19 protein-coding genes are annotated in these 20,468 nt (G+C 44.7%); 11 read left to right on the top strand and 8 right to left on the bottom strand.

Annotation, left to right across the window (positions count from 1 at the left end):
• Position 1: 1 nt before the first annotated feature.
• Entirely contained in the window at positions 2–598 is a 597-nt protein-coding gene (locus H3V14_RS01345; protein ID WP_198226149.1) for a Maf family nucleotide pyrophosphatase, read from the bottom strand.
• A gap of 20 nt (positions 599–618) precedes the next feature.
• Positions 619–1,440 (bottom strand): pyruvate, water dikinase regulatory protein, encoded by an 822-nt coding sequence (locus H3V14_RS01340; RefSeq protein ID WP_198226517.1) that lies wholly within the window; start codon positions 1,438–1,440, stop codon positions 619–621.
• A gap of 413 nt (positions 1,441–1,853) precedes the next feature.
• Between H3V14_RS01340 and hemE the strand changes: the two genes are divergently transcribed.
• The 8 genes from hemE (at position 1,854) to H3V14_RS01300 (ending at position 10,909) form a co-directional block, all read left to right on the top strand.
• The gene (hemE, locus tag H3V14_RS01335) at positions 1,854–2,879 is read left to right on the top strand and encodes a uroporphyrinogen decarboxylase (protein WP_198226148.1); all 1,026 of its coding nucleotides are present in this window, start codon (positions 1,854–1,856) and stop codon (positions 2,877–2,879) included.
• Positions 2,876–3,421, top strand: a complete 546-nt coding sequence (gene hemJ, locus H3V14_RS01330) for a protoporphyrinogen oxidase HemJ (protein WP_198226147.1) — start codon at positions 2,876–2,878, stop codon at positions 3,419–3,421. Before hemE ends, hemJ begins: the two co-directional genes overlap by 4 nt.
• 141 nt (positions 3,422–3,562) lie before the next feature.
• Positions 3,563–4,828: a transcription termination factor Rho gene (rho, locus tag H3V14_RS01325; protein ID WP_198226515.1), complete on the top strand. Its 1,266-nt coding sequence runs from the start codon at positions 3,563–3,565 to the stop codon at positions 4,826–4,828.
• A 315-nt stretch (positions 4,829–5,143) separates the two neighbouring features.
• Positions 5,144–6,451, top strand: a complete 1,308-nt coding sequence (mnmE, locus tag H3V14_RS01320; protein ID WP_198226146.1) for a tRNA uridine-5-carboxymethylaminomethyl(34) synthesis GTPase MnmE — start codon at positions 5,144–5,146, stop codon at positions 6,449–6,451.
• A 228-nt stretch (positions 6,452–6,679) separates the two neighbouring features.
• Positions 6,680–8,551, top strand: coding sequence for a tRNA uridine-5-carboxymethylaminomethyl(34) synthesis enzyme MnmG (gene mnmG, locus H3V14_RS01315; protein WP_198226145.1), 1,872 nt, complete (start codon positions 6,680–6,682; stop codon positions 8,549–8,551).
• Complete coding sequence (gene rsmG / locus H3V14_RS01310; RefSeq protein ID WP_198226144.1) at positions 8,551–9,198, top strand: 16S rRNA (guanine(527)-N(7))-methyltransferase RsmG; 648 nt, start codon at positions 8,551–8,553, stop codon at positions 9,196–9,198. The genes mnmG and rsmG overlap by 1 nt, the downstream gene beginning before the upstream one ends.
• A 5-nt stretch (positions 9,199–9,203) precedes the next feature.
• Complete coding sequence (locus tag H3V14_RS01305; protein ID WP_075869492.1) at positions 9,204–9,998, top strand: ParA family protein; 795 nt, start codon at positions 9,204–9,206, stop codon at positions 9,996–9,998.
• Positions 9,999–10,033: 35 nt separating this feature from the next.
• Positions 10,034–10,909 carry a ParB/RepB/Spo0J family partition protein gene (locus tag H3V14_RS01300; protein ID WP_198226143.1) on the top strand — a complete coding sequence of 292 codons (876 nt, stop codon included), beginning with the start codon at positions 10,034–10,036 and terminating at the stop codon, positions 10,907–10,909.
• 508 nt (positions 10,910–11,417) lie between these two features.
• On the opposite strand, the gene H3V14_RS01295 is transcribed toward H3V14_RS01300, so the two are convergent.
• The 6 genes from H3V14_RS01295 to dapF are packed head-to-tail and all read right to left on the bottom strand — an operon-like array spanning position 11,418 to position 16,861.
• Positions 11,418–11,903, bottom strand: a complete 486-nt coding sequence (locus tag H3V14_RS01295) for a hypothetical protein (protein ID WP_198226142.1) — start codon at positions 11,901–11,903, stop codon at positions 11,418–11,420.
• Complete coding sequence (gloB, locus tag H3V14_RS01290; protein WP_198226141.1) at positions 11,904–12,665, bottom strand: hydroxyacylglutathione hydrolase; 762 nt, start codon at positions 12,663–12,665, stop codon at positions 11,904–11,906.
• A gap of 34 nt (positions 12,666–12,699) precedes the next feature.
• Positions 12,700–13,374 (bottom strand): septation protein A, encoded by a 675-nt coding sequence (locus H3V14_RS01285; protein WP_198226140.1) that lies wholly within the window; start codon positions 13,372–13,374, stop codon positions 12,700–12,702.
• The gene (ftsY, locus tag H3V14_RS01280) at positions 13,371–14,720 is read right to left on the bottom strand and encodes a signal recognition particle-docking protein FtsY (RefSeq protein ID WP_198226139.1); all 1,350 of its coding nucleotides are present in this window, start codon (positions 14,718–14,720) and stop codon (positions 13,371–13,373) included. Before ftsY ends, H3V14_RS01285 begins: the two co-directional genes overlap by 4 nt.
• 12 nt (positions 14,721–14,732) lie before the next feature.
• Complete coding sequence (gene mtaB, locus H3V14_RS01275; RefSeq protein ID WP_198226138.1) at positions 14,733–16,016, bottom strand: tRNA (N(6)-L-threonylcarbamoyladenosine(37)-C(2))-methylthiotransferase MtaB; 1,284 nt, start codon at positions 16,014–16,016, stop codon at positions 14,733–14,735.
• Positions 16,016–16,861: a diaminopimelate epimerase gene (gene dapF, locus H3V14_RS01270; RefSeq protein ID WP_198226513.1), complete on the bottom strand. Its 846-nt coding sequence runs from the start codon at positions 16,859–16,861 to the stop codon at positions 16,016–16,018. Before dapF ends, mtaB begins: the two co-directional genes overlap by 1 nt.
• Positions 16,862–17,360: 499 nt before the next feature.
• Here dapF and H3V14_RS01265 point away from each other — a divergent pair, with 499 nt between their 5' ends.
• From H3V14_RS01265 to mdh, 3 genes are all read left to right on the top strand, one after another.
• Positions 17,361–17,906 carry an AprI/Inh family metalloprotease inhibitor gene (locus H3V14_RS01265; RefSeq protein ID WP_075869484.1) on the top strand — a complete coding sequence of 182 codons (546 nt, stop codon included), beginning with the start codon at positions 17,361–17,363 and terminating at the stop codon, positions 17,904–17,906.
• Positions 17,907–17,973: 67 nt separating this feature from the next.
• Positions 17,974–19,116 (top strand): cell division protein ZapE, encoded by a 1,143-nt coding sequence (gene zapE, locus H3V14_RS01260; protein WP_198226137.1) that lies wholly within the window; start codon positions 17,974–17,976, stop codon positions 19,114–19,116.
• A 337-nt stretch (positions 19,117–19,453) separates the two neighbouring features.
• A complete protein-coding gene (gene mdh, locus H3V14_RS01255; RefSeq protein ID WP_075913772.1) occupies positions 19,454–20,416 on the top strand; it encodes a malate dehydrogenase in 963 nt (320 codons plus the stop codon).
• Positions 20,417–20,468: the final 52 nt, after the last annotated feature.

The following is a 20,468-nucleotide window of genomic DNA, read 5'->3' as shown; positions in this document are numbered from 1 at the left end:
CTTATTGAATGATGATTCCTGTCTCGCGTAATTTCTGCAACAATAATAAGAGGGGTAAACCGATAATGGTAAAATAATCACCATCTATTTTATCAAATAGCTGGATACCCAAGCCTTCAACCTGATAGGCACCGACACTTGATTGAACATCTTCTCCTGCTTTATCGATATAATAATCAATAAATTCGGGAGATAATGACCGGACTGTCATTTTTGCCGTTGAAAGCCCGACCCAATCGGCTTTACCAGCTTTTGCCAGAGCGATGCCGCTATGGAGATAATGTGTTTTACTTGATAAAGAGAAAAGACGGTCACGCACTCCCTCAAGATTTGCCACTTTATGAAGTGCATTTCCTTCAAGCTCCAGTGTTTGATCGCATCCGATAACAAACGCATCCGGAAACCGGCTGGAAACATCTTCAGCCTTTTTCATTGCCAGTTTTTTAGCAAGTTCCTGAGGCGTGATTTTACCTAAAGTTTTTTCGAGCTCGCGCTCATCTATTTTTGCTCCTTCAACATCGAATTCGAGACCGGCATTTTCCAAAATCGATTTTCTGAATGGGCTTAAAGATGCGAGAATAAGCGGTTTATGAGACATAGTTTTTCTTTTTATGAAGTTCAGATTTGATGATCGCGCAGGTAAAGTTCGAGAATCGCAGTTGCTGTTTCTTCAATAGAACGGCGTGTAACATCAATAACCGGCCAATTGTTGCGCTGAAAAATCTGTTTCGCATTATTGAGTTCCTGCGCGATACTTGCCCTGTCAATATAGCTTTCGACGGTAAGACCTCCGCCAATATTGCGACTTTGCCGCACCTGACTTATCCTGTCAGCAGAAGCAATAAGACCGACAATCAATGGCTTTTTTGATGAGAAAAGCTCACTTGGCGGTAAAACACCGGGAACCAATGGAACATTGGCTGTTTTGATACCACGATTGGCAAGATAAATACTTGTCGGCGTTTTTGATGTTCTCGAAACCCCGACGAGAATCACATCGGCATTTTGTAGCCCATCGGGTAATTGGCCGTCATCATGTTCCATTGTGTAATCCAGTGCCTCGATGCGTTTGAAATAATTTGCATTAAGCTCGTGCTGGGCACTGGCGCGCCTATTTGCCGGTAACCGCAAATAGGAATGGAAGGCTTTGAAAACCGGGTCAAGAACAGAAACCGAGGGCACACCCATTTTTTCACATGCCGAATGCAGTAAATGTGCGATTTTTTCATCCACAATCGTATAGAGCACAATTCCAGGTTCCCGATTGATCTGGCCGATCACTTCCTGCAACTGGGCTTCGTTGCGAATAAGTGGATAGACATGTTCGATAGCGTTAGCTTCGACATATTGAGAGGCGACTGCGCGCCCTGCCGAGAGGAGAGTCTCTCCGGTCGCATCAGAAATCATATATAAATGAAAGTCCAATTTTTGTTTTGCCACAGGATTCACAGGCCCTTGTTGATAGATGTGCAAAGAAACAAGCATTTTGTGCACACCAAAAAAATCAGAGGATAAGTCTATAATGTTATACACAAGCCAATGCGTTGTGGGAAATTCAAATTCAGACTTATGAATTATGGGGAAAACTCTTATTCTTTTAAATTGAACGGGTCTTTGACAATCCATCATAAAAACCGCGAATCCATTTGATTCTATAAATCATTTTTTATCTTTTAAGATGAATAGACGGGCGTTGGAAAACGCCATTTCCTGATTTTAAAAAATATCGCCAAATCTGTGGATAAAATAAGGTTAATAAATAATTAACAGAAAACACAGACTCTAAGAATCAGAATCCCGATTCAAAATAATTTCTTTCTTGAAACCTCCCTTTGGAAAAGCCAACATAAGCCATGACAAAAAAAGTTCTTGAAGTTCTAAGTGGTAAAACACTTTCTCCACCACCAATCTGGTTGATGAGACAAGCCGGAAGGTTTTTACCGGAATATCGCGAAGTCAGGGAAAAAGCAGGAAGCTTTCTTGATCTTTGCTATAATCCTCGCCTTGCTTTTGAAGTCACAATGCAACCGGTCAGACGATTCGGCTTTGATGCAGCAATTCTGTTTTCGGATATACTCGTTGTTCCCCATGCTTTAGGCAGAGATCTACGTTTTGAAGAAAAGAAGGGACCGATTCTTGATCCACTATCGATCAATGAAATTGAAAATTTAAATGTCGAAAGGGCTCAGGAAAGACTAGCCCCAAGTTTTGAAACTTTATCTCTTCTCAAAACCGCTTTACCTTGTGACACAACGCTTATCGGTTTTTGTGGAGCTCCATGGACCGTTGCAACCTATATGATTGCAGGACACGGCACTTCAGATCAGGCTCCTGCCAGACTGTTCGGATTTAGCCACCCCGAAGCTATGAAATCACTTCTCGAAATTCTTGCCGATGTTTCGGCAGATTATCTTATCAATCAGGTAAAATCGGGGGCTGAAGTTCTACAGATTTTTGATTCCTGGGCAGGTGTTCTGGATGAAGAAAGCTTTGATAGCTATGTCATTTATCCAATAAACCGGATGGTTCAGCGTATCAGAAAAGTTTTTCCGGAAGTTCCTATAATAGGTTTTCCGAAAGGTGCAGGTGCCCTTTATGAAAATTTTGCCAGGAAAACGGGTGTTACAGCTCTTGGACTTGATTGGTCTGTGTCTCTTTCCTTTGCTAAAAAATTGCAACAAATAACACCGGTTCAGGGAAATCTTGATCCATTGCGACTGGTTTCGGGTGGTGTCGCGCTCGAAAAAGGAATAGAGACTATTCTGGAGAATCTGGGGCAGGGCCCGTTGGTTTTTAATCTGGGGCATGGAATAACACCACAGACACCTATCAAAAACGTCGAAAGACTGGTCAAACTGGTGAGGAATTTTAACAAATGACGAATTCTAAAACGCACATGACAACAGGGACAATCTGGCTTCGCGCCATCATTTCAATATTGATTGTTGTGGTTGTTTTATGGGCATTGTTTCACGTGAATCCGGAACAATATCCGAATGCAACGTTGTGGATCAAATCTTTCCATGTGATTGCCATCATCTGCTGGATGGCGGGAATGTTCTATTTACCGCGCCTGTTTGTCTACCATTGTCGGGCCGAAACCGGTTCAAAGCAATCAGAGACTTTCAAAATTATGGAAAGACGGTTGTTGCGCGCAATTATCAATCCTGCGATGATCGCCTCATGGATAACCGGGCTTTGGTTGGCATGGGAAGTTTATGCGTTACAGGGTGGTTGGCTACATCTGAAACTTCTTGTTGTTATTATACTTTCTGGCTATCACGGATTGTTGTCACGCGGGGTTCGCCATTTTGCCGAGGACAGAAATAATATTTCGGAAAAAACATGGCGTATTTTAAACGAGGTGCCAACGGTGCTGATGATCATCGCTGTAATCGATGTCATTGTAAAACCGTTCTGAATGAAAATGGCTTGCTTTCTTAACACAAGGGGGGTAGATGGAATTTACCCTCCTTTCTTATTTTCCAAAGTTTCTGAATAAGGCACTTCTCCAAGGAAAATATTTTTCCATAAATATAAGAGTTTATATTGGATGCAGAATATTCAACAGATGAAACTACAAGAGCTGAAAAGTAAAACTCCAGTTGAACTTGTCGCTTTTGCCGAAACGCTTGAGGTAGAAAACGCTTCATTAATGCGCAAACAGGAACTGATGTTCGCCATTTTGAAGAAACTTGCCCTTCAGGATGTTGAAATTATCGGTGAAGGTGTTCTGGAAGTTTTGCTCGACGGTTTCGGGTTTTTACGCTCGGCCGATGCCAATTATCTTCCGGGGCCGGATGATATTTATTTGTCACCATCCCAAATCCGGCGGTTTTCATTAAAAACCGGCGATACTGTGGAGGGACCGATACGCAGCCCTAAAGAAGGCGAGCGTTATTTTGCTCTGTTAAAAATCAATACAATCAATTTTGAAGATCCGGAAAAAATCCGTCACAAAATCCATTTTGATAATTTGACACCTCTCTATCCGAACGAGAGGTTGAAAATGGAGTTAAGTGACCCGACAAATAAAGATATGTCGGCAAGGGTCATTGATCTCATCTCTCCTTTGGGTAAGGGGCAGCGTGCACTGATTGTTGCACCGCCAAGAACCGGTAAAACAGTTCTCTTACAGAACATTGCCCATTCAATTACGGCCAATCATCCGGAATGTTTCCTGATTGTGTTGCTTATTGACGAACGGCCGGAAGAAGTGACCGATATGCAACGTTCGGTCAAAGGTGAAGTTGTTTCTTCAACATTCGACGAGCCGGCATCACGCCACGTTCAGGTTGCTGAAATGGTCATTGAAAAGGCAAAGCGCCTTGTTGAACAGGGACGCGATGTCGTCATTCTTCTTGATTCGATCACCCGTCTTGGTCGCGCCTATAACACAGTCGTTCCTTCATCGGGAAAAGTGTTGACAGGTGGCGTTGACGCAAACGCGTTGCAACGACCCAAGCGCTTTTTCGGTGCAGCCCGCAATATTGAAGAAGGCGGATCGCTCACGATTATCGCTACGGCTTTGATTGATACAGGAAGCCGTATGGATGAAGTTATTTTCGAAGAGTTTAAGGGAACAGGTAACTCTGAAATCGTGCTTGACCGGAAAGTGGCTGACAAGCGAATTTTCCCGGCAATGGATATTTTGAAATCCGGAACCCGCAAGGAAGATCTATTGGTTTCCCGTCACGATTTGCAAAAAATATTTGTTTTGCGTCGCATTCTCGCTCCAATGGGCACAACCGATGCAATCGAATTTTTGATTGACAAATTGAAACAGACGAAAACCAATGCGGAATTTTTCGATTCAATGAATACTTAATTGGGAAATACCTAATTTGGAAACACCTGATAGGGAAGGTTACACCTCGGATAATATCGGGGATAATGCCTGATGGGTGTTTTAAAAAAATTGATGTAACAGTTTTTTCCGTCCGGAGAGTTTCTCGGACGGTTTTTTATTTTTGGTCCGGCCAAATAACATCTTGAGACGAAGTTGAACAAAGTTATGCAAAAAATGGATGGTCTCTTCTACTTCAAATGCCTTATAGAACATTTGTTGAATTTTCGAACTTTTGGCCGTTCAAAATGAAGCGGGAGAGATTGGAAGACCTATTCCACAACGAGGATGACGACTATGGATACGATTTTTGCTTTATCAAGTGGAAAGCTTCCCTCCGGATTAGCGGTCATCCGCGTTTCGGGAAATATGACTAAAGCAATCGTCAAGACGTTGCTCGGTCGAATTCCGACGCCCCGCGTTATGACATATGGAAAGCTGGTATCCCAAGACGATGATTTTCTCGATAGTGCATTAACGGTGTTTTTCCCTTCGCCTCATAGTTTTACCGGTGAAGATTGTGCGGAATTTCATCTTCACGGGGGCAAAGCCGTCGTTGAACGGTTTTTGAACGAGCTTGCGAAGTTCGATTCATGTCGTTTGGCAGAACCGGGTGAATTTTCGAGGCGCGGGTTTTTTAATGGTAAGCTCGATTTAACGGAAGCCGAGGGATTGGCTGATCTCATTGAAGCAGAAACCGAAAGCCAAAGGCGACTAGCCATCATGGGGGCAAGCGGTAAACTTGCGACGCTTTATCGGCAATGGCGAAGCGATCTTATTAAAGCTCGCGCCATGATAGAGGCAGAGCTTGATTTTTCCGATGAAGAAGACGTTCCGGGTTCTGTGAGTGACATTGTTTGGAATAATTTACGAGCTTTAAGCCATTCAATCGCGGATTTTATTGAAAAGAGTGAACGTGTCGCATCCATGCGCGATGGTATAAAAATTGTCATTGCTGGTGCCCCAAACGCTGGAAAATCTAGTATTATCAATAAGTTAGTGGGATTTAATGTAGCAATTGTCACCGACGAAGCAGGCACAACCCGCGATGCTTTGGAGACGCGTATTGTGATTGATGGCTATCCGGTTTTGATAACAGATACGGCCGGATTGAGAGAGACAGAGAACAAGGTTGAAAAACTCGGTATTGAAGTCGCTTATGATCGAGTGAAGGATGCTGATCTTGTTTTGGTTGTTGATGATTTGGCACATCCGCTTCCGATAGAGCTTCCCGAAACCGATGCAGAAATTTGGCATATCGGAAATAAATGCGATTTGGTAAATGGTTCACCAGAAGAATGGCCAATCCAGTTTTCGACAAAAACCGGTGAAGGATTTGATTCTTTTGTAAAAGCGGTTGCTTCGTTCTGCTCGAATTTTTCATATGACGTCGGAGAAGTGGTCACTGCTCGCAAAAGGCAATTAACATTGTTGAAAACTGCTGTCTCCGAGATAGATAATGCGGTTCAACATTCAAATCGCGATTTGTCATTGAGAGCCGAACATTTGCGGCTCGCTGCAGATTCGCTTGGTAGAATTACCGGTGATATTGACGTCGAAGACATTTTGGACGTTATTTTTTCGCAGTTTTGTATAGGAAAATAGGTTGTCTTGTACGGTTGATGACTTTTTCCAAAAATTGATTCACGTGAAACAGTGAAGTGGTGGTTCACGTGAAACAGAGGTTGAATTATATGTTCAATCTTCGAAAATAATGATTCACGTGAAACATTCTATGTGTTAGACAGATTGTTAAATTGATGTACCATCCAAGAAGGTACAGTTCTTTTGTTTCACGTGAAACGTTATAATTTTAACGGTGTTAATATAAAATTGGCTGATAAATTCGATATAATTGTTGTCGGGGGCGGACACGCCGGATGTGAAGCTGCTGGTGCGGCTGCACGTACCGGTGCAAAAACCGCGCTGGTCACCTACCATTTTGCTTCAATCGGAACGATGTCATGTAATCCGGCAATTGGCGGTCTTGGAAAAGGTCATCTTGTGAGAGAAATTGATGCACTTGACGGACTGATGGGACGGGCGGCAGACGAAGCCGGAATACAGTTCCGGCTGCTTAACAAGAGAAAAGGACCGGCAGTAAGGGGGCCACGCACACAGGCAGATCGGAAACTCTATAAACAAGCCATGCAGGCGTTAATTTCGGAACAGCCCAATCTTACGGTTATAGAAGACGAAGTCATTGATCTTATTGTAAAAAATGACGCAATTTCAGGCGTTGTCTGTAAAACCCATGGACAAATTGAAGCCGGTGCCGTTGTCTTGACAACGGGTACATTTTTGCGTGGACTTATTCATATAGGTGAAAAAACGTGGCCAGCCGGAAGAATGGGCGAAGAACCCAGTAATCTTCTTGGAGAACGTCTAGGACAATATGGTATCCACTTGGGACGGTTAAAAACCGGTACTCCTTCACGCTTAAGTAAAAAAACGATTGATTGGGACAATCTTCCAAAGCAGAGTGCTGACGAGGATCCGGTACCGTTTTCTTTTTTGACAGAAACAATTCGTCAACCGCAAATAGATTGTGCTGTTACAAGAACCAACCACAAAACCCACCAAATTATAAAAGATAATATTCATCGTTCGGCAATGTATTCGGGTGCGATCAAAGGCATAGGACCGCGATATTGTCCCTCGATTGAAGATAAAATTGTAAAATTCGGCGAGCGTGACGGACACCAGATATTTCTGGAACCGGAAGGATTGGATGATGATACGGTCTATCCGAACGGTATATCGACATCTCTGCCGGAAGAGGTTCAACTCGATTTTATCAAGACCATTGAAGGGTTGGAACACGCCAAGGTTTTGCAACCGGGTTATGCAATCGAATATGATTTTATCGACCCGCGCCAACTTTATGCAACGTTGGAATTAAAAGCGATTTCAGGTCTTTTTCTGGCCGGTCAGATCAATGGAACAACAGGTTACGAAGAAGCGGGTGCACAAGGTTTGCTTGCAGGACTGAACGCTGCAAACAAAGCTTCAGGTAAGGAACAGGTTACAATCAGCCGGTCAACCGCCTATATCGGGGTTATGGTGGATGATCTGATTACACGTGGCGTCAGTGAACCTTACCGTATGTTCACCTCTCGTGCCGAATTCCGTTTGTCTTTAAGAGCAGATAATGCCGATGAAAGATTGACACCTTTGGGATTAAAATGGGGAATTGTCGGCTCGTTACGTCAACAGGCTTTTCAACATAAACAGGATTTGTTGAAAACAGCCCGTGACCTTTGTCAATCTATAACAATTACACCAAATGAGGCCAATGAAAAAGGATTGCAAATAAAACACGACGGAATTCGCCGGAATGTTTATGATTTGCTTTCTTATCCGGAAATGTCACTTTCTCGTTTGAATGAAATTTGGCCATCACTTAACGAGATTGATAAAAAAACAGCTGAAACACTCGAGATTGAGGCCCAATATGCGGTTTATCTTGAGAGACAAGCTCAAGACATTGCTAATCTTCAGCGTGATGAACAACTTCGTATTCCAGCAGAACTCGACATTGATGTGATTTCCGGCCTTTCCAATGAACTGAAAGGAAAAATCCGTGCCCGTGCTCCCCGATCAATAGCCGAAGCACAAAAAATCGATGGCATGACACCAGCAGCTCTGTCTCTTATTATTACCCATATTCAACGTTTACACCGCGAAAATCGGAGAAGCGCCTGATGACCGAATGGGTAGAAGAAAAATATCAATCATTGCTGCAAATTGTACCTTCGGTTTCACGTGAAACAGCAGAAACTTTGATGGCATTCGAGGAGGCGGTTAAAAAGTGGCAATCCCATATCAATCTGATTGCAAATGCGACTTTGCCCGATCTCTGGAAACGGCATATTCTTGATAGCGCACAACTCGCAGAGTTCAAACCACAAGCAAAAAATTGGTGTGATATTGGTTCCGGTGGCGGTTTTCCCGGAATTGTCATCGCAATTCTTTTGAAAGAACAAAGCGGTTTTCATATCGACCTAGTCGAAAGCAATAGCAAAAAAGCCGCATTTTTGAGAAGTGTGAGTGCCGAATTCAATTTGCCTACAACAGTTCATACCTGCCGCATTGAAACAAGTTACATACACATTAACAAACCGGAAATTATCACGTCACGCGCCTTGGCATCGCTTGAAAAGCTTTTTGAACTGACACAACCCTGGTTCGAGCAAGGCGCAACCGCCCTATTCCAGAAGGGCCGTGATTATAAGAAAGAAATAGCCGAAGCAGAGAAAAACTGGAAATTCGATTTTGAAGTTCATCAAAGCAAGATTGATAAGCAGTCAGTTATTCTCGAAATTAGCAAGATCGATTCACGTAAGGGATGAGGGAAATGAGCGACACACGTATTATCGCCATTGCAAATCAGAAAGGCGGGGTTGGCAAAACAACAACAGCTATCAATCTTGCTACTGCGCTTGCAGCAATTGGCGAAACCGTATTGGTGATGGATATCGACCCGCAGGGTAACGCCAGCACCGGACTGGGAATAGATCGTAACAAGCGCCCGCTATCGTCTTATGACGTTATCGTTTCAGGTGCATCTGTGAATGATGCGGCCTTGGAAACAGAAGTGCCAAACCTTTATGTTGTGCCTTCGACGCTCGATCTTCTCGGAATCGAGATGGAAATTGCACCGGCAAATGACCGTATTCAGCGGTTACAAAAGGCCTTGCGAAAAAACCCTATGGTGACCGAGAAATTTTCATATATTCTGATTGATTGTCCCCCTTCCCTCAATCTTTTGACACTTAATGCAATGGGCGCAGCCGATTCCGTTCTTGTGCCTCTACAATGCGAATTTTTGGCACTTGAAGGCTTGAGCCAATTGTTGGAAACGGTAAAACAGGTTCGTGGCTCACTTAATCCTGCACTGGAAATACAGGGTATTGTGCTTACCATGTATGACGGCCGCAATAATCTTTCCAATCAGGTTGTGGAGGATGTACGGTCCTTTATGGGGGACAAAGTCTATCAAACTGTTATACCGCGCAATGTTCGTGTGTCGGAGGCGCCCTCCTTCGGTAAACCGGCTTTGCTTTATGATCTGAAATGTGCAGGCAGTCAGGCCTATTTGCAACTTGCTTCCGAAGTCATTCAACGCGAACGCCAGTTGCGCGCCGCTTGAATTTTTTAACCTATTGAATAATCAAGGAAATAAATATGAGTGACGATCAATCGAAAAAACGGCTTGGACGTGGGCTCGCGGCTCTTATCGGCGATGTTGATCTTGGTATTGATAAACCTGTCACTACCCAGAAGACATCGTCGGAACGTCAGGTTCCAATCGAATTTATTTCCCGTAATCCGCAAAATCCGCGGCGCCACTTTACCGAGACCGAGCTTGATGACCTTGCCCAATCCATCCGTGAACATGGCGTGGTTCAGCCGGTTGTCGTACGTCCCTCACCCGACCACCCGAACCGGTTTGAATTGATCGCCGGTGAACGTCGCTGGCGTGCTGCCCAGCGGGCAAACCTCAATGAAATACCGGTTATTATTCGTGACGTCGATGACCGTACGGCTTTGGAACTTGCCATTATTGAAAATGTTCAAAGAACCGATCTTAATCCACTGGAAGAAGGCATGGGCTATCAGCAACTGATCGATGAACATGATTATACCCAAGCCGATCTTGCACAGGTAATTGGCAAGAGTCGCAGCCATGTTGCTAACACATTGAGATTATTGAAACTTCCGGCCAAAGTGCAACAATTCATCAATGATGGACAATTGTCGGCCGGCCACGCCCGCTGTCTGATAACAGTCGACGACCCTCTGGCTCTAGCAGAAAAAATTATCCGTGACGGCCTATCCGTTCGTCAGGCTGAAGCTTTGGCAAACGGGCAATCAAACGGAAAAACAAAAAAACGCACACCGACCGAAAAGGATGCCGATACCAGGTCACTCGAAAAACTACTTGCCGATGTCATAGGCATGAAAGTTGCCATCAAACACGGGAAAAAAGGCGGGGATGTTAAAATTCATTATTCTTCGCTGGAGCAGCTTGACGACATTTGCAGGCGTTTACAGAACTAGAAGTGCTTGCCGTCAATCTTGCACCCCGATTGATCGGGAGACGCGATGCTCGACGTTATCCGGCTTTCAAAAATAGAGTAGCCGAATCTATTTTCGTGTTTGCGATGTCTTTTCCTCTTCAGAGACTCTGCAAAACCGGTCTTACCAGTGTGAAAACTCTTTGTAAGTTCGCTTATAAAAATGACACGCTGTTTGCCCGGATTTTAGTAAAATAATGAAGTGAAGATACCATAGAACGCAAATCGAAAAATATTGAAGTAAAATCGTATAACTTTGTCGCGTCATATAATATAAAAACATTTCTTAGGAATGTGACTATTTATATTTTTAAAAGTATTGTTAAAACTCACACCATCAAAAATTATAGCGATCTCATGTTATTTTCTTAATAAAGAGATTTTTCTTCAAGTATAAGTACTTTAACTCACCGCGCCGTGAAAAAGCATAGGGAGGTGCTGCACCAATTTGTGCTATCGAGTTTATCTGATTTAACGGTAGGCTATAAATCCTATTGTTCGAGAACCTTACGAATACGGTCGGCGAATTGTTTTCCAAATTCGAGATTTTCTTTTGATACTGTTGTGCTATCGTCAAATATTGCATCCTGATCTTCAAGCGAGGATGCAGCAGCAAGGCTTGCTTGTAATGCCAGATAACCGACAACATAATCCTTTGCTTCGAGCGCGTTTTTTTTCAAAATGTTCATGACGCGTTCATCTTTTGAAATGGTTTTAACGAGCCCGTCAATACTACCATCATTACCGGTTTCAGATTCCGAAAGCCTGATTGTGGACTCCGACATTTCCTTTTGGACACTTTCCATCTTTACCAGAAAAGCTTCATTCAAAGGATATTCCGCTACAATCTTCGGATTACCCGTAGGAGAGAGATAGAATTCGTTTTGCTTGTCATCCTGCTTTGGAGCATCTTCGCCAAAAGCGGCAACCGGAAAGACAATCAAACAAAGGGCAATGACAAATCGCTTGATAAACATTCAGAAATGATCCTTGCGTTTTCTTAATTCGGCAAAAACAGCGACATCCGAAGCATTTTCCATCTTCAATGTGCGGCGTATATCGGGGTTATTGCAGCGCAAAAAAGGATTTGCCGCTTTCTCGCTTTTTATCGAGCTCGGGAGCGAGGTTTCTCCAACTGCTATAAGCCTGTCAACAGCAGCAGCCCGATTGATAAGCGCGACATTATCCGGATCGACCGAGCGTGCAAACCGAGCATTTTCTTTGGTGTATTCATGGCCGCAATAAAGCTTGGTATCATCGGGAAGAGCTTTGAGCTTTTCAAGCGAAGAAAACATCATCTCGGCTGTTCCTTCAAACAGTCTCCCGCAGCCCAGAGAAAATAACGTATCACCGGTGAAAACCAGTTTGTCTTCAGGAAAATAATAGCAGACGGATCCAAGCGTATGACCGGGGGTTTCAAGCACTTTCACATCGAATTTTGCGAATTTACAACCTGATTGTTCATTGACCGCTTCATCAAGTTCGCCAATTTTATCGGCTTCACGCTCCGGCCCGATGATCTTTGTGCCATAAATGGCTTTAAGTGCTGCAATTCCCTCAATGTGATCCATGTGATGATGGGTAATGAAAAGAACATCAAGCTTATAACCTTTCCGGTCAAGCATTTCACGGATTGCCTTTGCGTCCGGCGCATCAATAGCCGCAGTCAGTCCGCTTGCCTCGTCATGAAGCAGCACTCCGAAATTATCACTGCGGCAAATGAACTGTGTAATTTCCATTGTTTCAATCCCATTGATTTTTGAAATTCTCGACTTACTCGTCAAGCTTTGTCTGTTTTACACCTATCGGCGAGGTAGCATGTTTCATGATAATCGGCATTTGAGCAATCATAAAAATAATGGTGATTGGCATGACACCGAAGACCTTGAATGTCGTCCAGAAATCATTGCTGAAATTGCGCCATACCAATTCGTTCAATACGGCAAGAAAAATAAAAAACCATGCCCAGCGGCGGGTTAAAATTTTCCAACCTTCATCATCAAGTTGAAAAGCCGAGTCGAGTACATAGCCGAGAAGCGATTTATTAAATGCCAGACCGCCAAATAGAATAAAACCAAAGAGAGTGTTGATAATTGTCGGCTTCATCTTGATGAACGTATCATTATGGAGCCAAAGCGTTAAAGCCCCGAAAACCAATACGAACACACCCGAGATAAGCGGCATAATAGGGAGTTTCCGAGCAATAATCCATGAAGCAACAAGTGCGATAACAATGGCAACCATGAAAATTGCAGTGGCAGGAAAAATCGGTTTTTCAAATCCCTGAAACAGGCCGACATGTTTGATAAGCCATTCGCCCTTGTAATTAGCAAAGAAAAACACCACCAATGGCCCCATTTCCAGAATAAGTTTGAGCGCCGGTGACATGTGTAGCTCTTTAACCGCTTTGGTATCTTCCGGATCGGGTTCAAAAAGTGAATTGGTCATTCGTGTTTTCCTGCTATTGCCTCGGCAAAGTCCGACGCAGCAAAGGGTTCGAGGTCATCAATGCCCTCTCCTACCCCGATAAAATAAACCGGTAACTTGTATTTTGCCGCAATTGCAACAAGGATGCCGCCGCGCGCTGTTCCATCAAGTTTTGTCATGACAAGGCCGTTCACACCGGCAATGTTGCGGAATATTTCCACCTGGTTTAGTGCATTTTGACCGGTTGTAGCATCAAGTGTTTGCAAAACAGTATGTGGCGCATCCGGATCATGCTTGCTTAAAACACGCACAATCTTGGCAAGCTCGTCCATAAGTTCGGTTTTGTTCTGCAAACGTCCTGCCGTGTCAATGATAAGAACGTCACTTCCGGCGGCTTTGGCTTTTTCATAAGCGTCATAGGCAAGGCTTGCCGCATCGGCACCGAGTTTGGTCGAAACAACCGGTGCATTGACCCTGTCTCCCCAGATATGAAGCTGTTCGATAGCAGCAGCACGAAAAGTATCACCAGCTGCCAGCATCACCTTTAATCCGCCGGCGGTAAGCTTGGCTGCCAATTTTCCGATTGTTGTGGTTTTTCCGGTTCCGTTCACTCCGACAACCAATATGACATGCGGCTTATGGCTCAAGTCGAGTTCAAGCGGGCGGGCAACCGGTTCAAGTACTTTCTTGATCTCGTCACTCATGATCGTGCGTACTTCGTCGGTTGATATATCTTTGCCATATCGGCTTGATGCGAGGGTATCGGTGATACGGAGAGCGGTTTCAAGACCAAGATCGGCCTGAATGAGCACATCTTCCAGATCTTGCAATGTCGCTTCATCAAGCTTGCGCTTGGTAAAAATGGAACTGATCGAATCACCAAGTTGGCGGGAAGAACGGGCCAAGCCCGATTTCAACCGTTCAAACCATGACATTTTTTTGGGTTCATGGAGAGGTAAATCCGGCTTGACGACCTTGTTTTCGTTGCTTGTTACCTTGTCGGTAATTGTTACGGTTTTATGAGCCGGAAGGTTTGTTCCGGCCTTTGTTGTTTCCATCGTTTGTGAACCGACAAATTCCGCTTCGGGAACTTGTGGGCTTTTTGAAGGTTGCCTTTCCACCTTCTTCTTTTCGGCTAAATCGGGTTCTAAATTTTCCGATGAAGTGTCCGGCCGCTCTTTTTTCGCTTTGACCGGTTCGTTGTTTTCAGTGTTGGTGGCTTCGCTCTGTTTTTTTGCCTGAGCTGCCTTATAGGCTTCAAAGGGTGACAAAGCGGGTGTTGCCGCGTCTTTTGTCACACCGTTGTCTGAATCCGTTTTCGGGTTCGAGCCAAAAGAAAAAACTTTTTTAAATAAACCTTTAGCCATAAAAATCCCCGGTCAGGCAGCGTTACGTTCGGTGAGCTTGGCAATAAGCTTGTCGCCATCCTGGCCGACAATATGGCCTTTAACGATGGTTCCGGCAATTGCACCGTCGATTTTAGTCAGTGTGAAATCCTCCGTGCGGCCGATTCCATCATGTTCGACAAGAATCATGTGTTCGGTGTTTTGTAAATGCTCGAGATGCTTCTTATAGGCTTTTTGCCCCTTTTGCCGCAGTTTTTCTGCTCTCAGTTTGACAATATGCCGATCAACCTGTGGCATACGGGCAGCCGGTGTGCCTTCCCGCGGGCTATAGGGAAAGACATGAAGATGTGTCAGTTTACAATCATCAATGAGTGCCAATGTGTTTTCAAACATCGCATCGGTTTCAGTCGGAAAGCCGGCAATGAGATCGGCGCCATAAACCATCTCGGGGCGCCTGTCGCGCAAATCATAGCAAAACCGGATCGATTGGTCGCGTAAATGGCGCCGTTTCATGCGTTTCAAAATCATATTGTCACCAGCCTGAAGTGAAAGGTGCAAATGCGGCATTAACCGTGGTTCATAAGCCAGTAATTCCATCAATTCGTCATCGACTTCTACCGAATCTATCGAAGAGAGGCGCAAACGCGCAAGATCGGGAACGTTTTTCAAAATCGAACGAACAAGTTTGCCGAGAGTTGCCTTTCCGGGAAGATCAGGCCCATAGCTTGTAAGATCAACACCGGTGAGGACAACCTCCTGATAGCCGTTTCCGTTAAGGCGTTTGATCTGTTCGACGACCGCACCCATCGGAACGGAGCGTGACGGCCCCCGTCCATAAGGAATAATGCAGAATGTGCAGCGATGGTCGCAACCGTTTTGCACTTGCACGAAAGCCCGCGAATGCCCTTCGATTGAGTCAACCATATGGGGCGCATTTTCTTTCACGTCCATGATGTCGTTGACTTTGAGTTTTTCGTAATTGTTGACACCGAAATCCGGAAGCTGACGATAGGAATGGGCATGCAGTTTTTCTTCATTCCCCAAAACCAGATCAACTTCGTCCATATCGGCAAAATCCTGCCCCATAGTTTGGGCGGCACAGCCTGTTACAATGATACGTGCAAACGGGTTTTCACGCCTCGCTTTGCGAATTGCCTGTTTTGCTTGACGAACGGCTTCGGCCGTGACAGCGCATGTATTGAAGATAAAAGCGCCGTTTTCCAACTTATCAAGACCGGCTTCAGCACTTTCTTTGCGCATGACCTCCGATTCAAATGCATTAAGCCGACAGCCGAAGGTGACAATTTCAGTTGCCATTATGAAATCCTTTGATATTCGCCCGAAACCGGATCGAACTTTCCGCTAAACTCGAATTCCGTCGGTCCCGTCATGATGATATGGTTGTCTTTATCCCATAAAATGTCGAGTTTTCCACCCGGTAGAGTTACAGTCACATGACGTTTTGTGAGTGCGCGTCTTGATGCGGCAACAGTTGCGGCGCAGGAAGCGGTGCCACAAGCGCGTGTAAGGCCTGCTCCCCTTTCCCATGTCCGCAAAGTCAAAGAAGTGGGCGATGTGACGTGAGCGATTGAAATATTGCAACGTTCGGGAAAAAACGGGTCATGTTCGAGTTCGGGACCATATTTATCAAGGGCTATTTTCTCGATATCATCGCCAACAAAGAAAATTGCATGGGGGTTTCCCATGGAAACCAGCGAGGCATCATGAAGTGGCCCGCGACCGATATCGGCGTGGTTTGTGTCGGCAATGGCATGTGAGACCGGTATTTCCTGCCATTCAAGATGCGGAATTCCCATATCGACCGATACTAAACCGTTTTCACGGCGCTTTGCCCTGACAATACCTGCAACCGTATCCAGTTTGAAATTGTCGCCCAGATTTTGCTTATAGAGCCATTCAACAACGCAACGTGTACCGTTTCCACAGGCCTGAGCTTTGGATCCATCCGAGTTCCATATGACAATGTGGTAATCGCTACCGGATTTAATTGGCTTATGAACCGCCATTATCTGGTCAAACGCTGTATCGCGTTTTTTAGAAAGAGCGATAGCAGCTTTTGGTGTTATGTCTGTTTTGGTCTCGCGCATATCGGCAACAATTATTTCATTGCCGAGACCATTCATTTTTTCAAAAGGGATCATATTTGCCATCTACCTGATGTTTATTACGATAATATGGCTGAAAATCCAAAAAAATTCCAGCGCAAGCACGATCAACAATCGGAATAGTTCAGCGACTGATAAAAACCGGAGATTGATCAAAATCCGACTATTAATCAAAATATTGGAGAATTTTGAAAATGATCGCCATTTTCAACGTTTACGAACGGATTTTCGATTTAATTTAGCGCCATTTCTAAAATTCTCTATTTAAGGTAAATAAATTCCGGTAATGTTTGTGTTTAAAAATAACAATTAAAAACAATATGTTAAACAATAATTTTATGGGCAAAATTTTTTACCCAGGAAATCGAAGCTGCATCCGGTCTCCTCTTTTGTTCATGAATCATGAAGAAGAGCAGATGTTTTTCTTTTTTTCTCACACTTTTTTGCTATGTATAGTCTTTAAGTAAAATTTAACCATCGTGCCTTTCGTCTGTACGGTATCACTGCGCAATCATGCGATGAGGAAAGTAAGAATATGACAGTCTCGAGGAATTCACTTCTGGTATTGACAGTTATGGCAACAATGCTTGCCGGTTGTGCGAATTCACGATTCGGCAACAATGGTGGTGGCGAACCGCCGCAGGTGGTTATGCCGGGGCCGCCAAGTTCGGGTGGTGTCAGCCAATCCGAGTTGCCACCGCCGGATAATTTTCCGGCAGCACCCAATAATAGCGTGAGTAGCAGTGCCCCACAGCAACAACAGACCGAGGTAGCCAGTCTTCAGCCGCCTGCAAACGCTTCGGATTTGACTCCCGGAGCGATTGCCGGTGTCTGGAAAGCTTCGGTCGGCGGGCTGAATTGTCAGATTGCAACACCGCAGACAAAATATGGCCAAGGCTATCGCGCGGGACCGTTGCATTGTCCGGAAGCCTTCTCGAAAGTTGCTTCATGGGCAGTGAGTGGCAAACAGCTGAATTTCTATGACGGCGCCGGAAGTGCTGTTGCTACGCTTTATTCTGCCGGTCCTAGCCGGTTCGAAGGCAATACAGTGAACGGTCAGGCGGTTATTTTAAGCCGCTAATAAAATTGGGAGAGGTCGCAATCATCAGGCCTCTTTTATTTTCTTCAGCACAAGAAGGGGCTTGTCGATGGGAGCGATGCGTGAGCGCTATGATGCGTTGGTTGAAAACGGTGAAATCGACCGTGATGAAGCACAAATTACCCTGATCTCGCATTTCGACCGGCTTCTTGACGAGCTTGCTGTTAAGCGTATGTCGCAGAAAAGCTCTCCACTCGGCTGGCTTTTCGGGAAACACAGGGATAACCGAACCGGTGTGCGTGGCCTATATGTTTATGGCGAAGTTGGCCGTGGCAAAACCATGCTTATGGATTTGTTTTTTTCCTGTCTGCCCGATGGTGACAAAAGGCGCGCCCATTTCAATGATTTTATGGCCGATGTGCATGATCGTATAAATCGTCATCGGCAGGCATTGACGCGTGGCGAAACCAAACAGAACGATCCTATTCCCCCCGTTGCGGCAAGCCTTGCCAAAGAAGCCAAAGTTCTCTGTTTTGACGAGTTTACTGTGACCGACATTGCCGATGCAATGGTTCTTTCAAGACTCTTTACCGCTCTTTTCAAGGAAGGTGTAACACTGATTGCAACGTCGAATGTTGCGCCTGATAATCTTTATAAAAACGGTCTCAATCGGCAGCTATTCTTGCCTTTTATCAAGATTCTCGAAGATAATGTCGAAGTTTTTAACCTTGATGCAGATACCGATTACCGGCTGGAAAAAGCCGATCGCAAGCCTGTCTATATTACTCCTCTCGGCCATATTGCGCAGGAAAAGATGGATGCTGCATGGGCACTCGTCGAACAAGGAAACACCGCCAAGCCGGATGTTGTCGAAGTTCGCGGACATCCCGTTCAAGTGCCACGTGCAGTAAATAATGCGGCCCGTTTCGACTATATTGATCTTTGCTCCATTCCGCTGGCTGCTGCCGATTATCTCGCCTTGTCGGACCGTTATCATACATTTTTCATTGATAATGTGCCGATTATGGATGATGAACACCGAAACGAGACAAAACGCTTCATTCTGCTGATTGATACGCTTTACGATCGCCACATCCGGCTGTTTATTTCGGCTGCTGCAACTCCCGATAAACTCTATCAGGGAACAAACCAAACCACAGAGACATTCGAGTTCGAACGGACTTCATCACGTCTTTTTGAAATGCAAAGTGAGGAATATTTGGCCAATTGGAATGAAAAACAGGTCAAATAAAGCCTAAAAACCAGTAAACACGCATAAATTGTGTCAATTTGACGCATAAAAGTGAAGAAAAATTGACGTTTACGTAAAGTGAATTCAATATAACCGATTGAATTTATTAGCTTTAGATAATTCTATTGTAATTTTCTACGATTCAGCCTATCGACGATAAAGGTGTAGATCTCATGACTGCGGTTCGTCGCAGCTAAAATCTATACGGGAGTATTAACAAACCCGATTTTTTATTTGGCTTATCAAGCTGCAATAAAATTGAGGGGTGTTTGGATCATGTCGGCGAGGAGCAAATTCCGCTTTATATTCCGACACTATTTTTAGGGAAGAAACCAGAATGGCACGCAATAAAATAGCACTCATCGGTTCAGGAATGATCGGGGGCACATTGGCACACTTGATTGGATTGAAAGAACTTGGCGATGTTGTCTTGTTCGATATTGCAGAGGGTGTGCCGCAGGGTAAAGGTCTTGATATTGCCGAATCTTCGCCGGTTGAAGGTTTCGACGCAAAATATACAGGCGCCAATGACTATGCAGCAATCGAGGGCGCAAACGTCATTATCGTTACAGCAGGTGTTCCCCGTAAGCCCGGAATGAGCCGTGACGATCTTCTTGGTATCAACCTCAAAGTTATGGAACAGGTCGGTGCCGGAATTAAGAAATATGCCCCTGATGCATTTGTTATCTGCATCACCAATCCGCTCGATGCGATGGTTTGGGCACTGCAAAAATTTTCAGGCCTTCCGGCAAACAAGGTTGTCGGCATGGCAGGAGTTCTCGACTCCGCACGTTTCCGCTATTTTTTGGCAGAAGAATTCAAAGTTTCGGTTGACGATGTGACAGCCTTCGTTCTTGGCGGTCATGGTGATTCGATGGTGCCGCTTGCCCGTTATTCGACAGTTGCCGGTATTCCTTTGCCGGATCTTGTCAAAATGGGTTGGACAACCGAAGCAAAGCTCGAAAAAATTATTCAGCGTACCCGCGATGGTGGTGCAGAAATCGTTGGTTTGTTGAAAACCGGTTCGGCATATTATGCTCCGGCAGCTTCGGCTATTTCGATGGCAGAAGCTTATCTGAAAGATAAAAAGCGTGTTGTACCGGTTGCTGCGCATCTTTCCGGCCAGTACGGCGTTAAAGACACATATGTTGGCGTTCCTGTTGTTTTGGGTGCTGGCGGTGTCGAACGCGTTATCGAAATTGAACTTGATAAGAAAGAAAAGGAAGCTTTCGATAAATCTGTTCATGCTGTTCATGGCCTTTGTGAAGCCTGCGTAAAACTTGCACCAAACTTGAAATAAGTGGGGGTCACCCCACTTTTTCATTCACATAAGTCGGATATACCGATTTTCC

Origin of the sequence: Bartonella sp. W8151 (assembly GCF_016100385.1) — a bacterium.
In the GTDB taxonomy this organism is placed as follows: Bacteria; Pseudomonadota; Alphaproteobacteria; order Rhizobiales; family Rhizobiaceae; genus Bartonella; species Bartonella apis.
Note: the sequence above shows the minus strand (reverse complement) of the source record. Positions and strands in the feature narration are given on the sequence as shown.

Bases quoted from the DNA above. Each gene is read 5' to 3' on its own strand.
- ftsY (WP_198226139.1), bottom strand. From the start codon at position 14,720: ATGGCTAAAGGTTTATTTAAAAAAGTTTTTTCTTTTGGCTCGAACCCG.
- mnmE (WP_198226146.1), top strand. From the start codon at position 5,144: ATGGATACGATTTTTGCTTTATCAAGTGGAAAGCTTCCCTCCGGATTA.
- hemJ (WP_198226147.1), top strand. From the start codon at position 2,876: ATGACGAATTCTAAAACGCACATGACAACAGGGACAATCTGGCTTCGC.
- rsmG (WP_198226144.1), top strand. From the start codon at position 8,551: ATGACCGAATGGGTAGAAGAAAAATATCAATCATTGCTGCAAATTGTA.
- dapF (WP_198226513.1), bottom strand. From the start codon at position 16,861: ATGATCCCTTTTGAAAAAATGAATGGTCTCGGCAATGAAATAATTGTT.
- mdh (WP_075913772.1), top strand. From the start codon at position 19,454: ATGGCACGCAATAAAATAGCACTCATCGGTTCAGGAATGATCGGGGGC.
- H3V14_RS01300 (WP_198226143.1), top strand. From the start codon at position 10,034: ATGAGTGACGATCAATCGAAAAAACGGCTTGGACGTGGGCTCGCGGCT.
- mtaB (WP_198226138.1), bottom strand. From the start codon at position 16,016: ATGGCAACTGAAATTGTCACCTTCGGCTGTCGGCTTAATGCATTTGAA.
- H3V14_RS01265 (WP_075869484.1), top strand. From the start codon at position 17,361: ATGACAGTCTCGAGGAATTCACTTCTGGTATTGACAGTTATGGCAACA.
- H3V14_RS01305 (WP_075869492.1), top strand. From the start codon at position 9,204: ATGAGCGACACACGTATTATCGCCATTGCAAATCAGAAAGGCGGGGTT.
- hemE (WP_198226148.1), top strand. From the start codon at position 1,854: ATGACAAAAAAAGTTCTTGAAGTTCTAAGTGGTAAAACACTTTCTCCA.
- gloB (WP_198226141.1), bottom strand. From the start codon at position 12,665: ATGGAAATTACACAGTTCATTTGCCGCAGTGATAATTTCGGAGTGCTG.
- H3V14_RS01285 (WP_198226140.1), bottom strand. From the start codon at position 13,374: ATGACCAATTCACTTTTTGAACCCGATCCGGAAGATACCAAAGCGGTT.
- H3V14_RS01295 (WP_198226142.1), bottom strand. From the start codon at position 11,903: ATGTTTATCAAGCGATTTGTCATTGCCCTTTGTTTGATTGTCTTTCCG.
- H3V14_RS01345 (WP_198226149.1), bottom strand. From the start codon at position 598: ATGTCTCATAAACCGCTTATTCTCGCATCTTTAAGCCCATTCAGAAAA.
- zapE (WP_198226137.1), top strand. From the start codon at position 17,974: ATGGGAGCGATGCGTGAGCGCTATGATGCGTTGGTTGAAAACGGTGAA.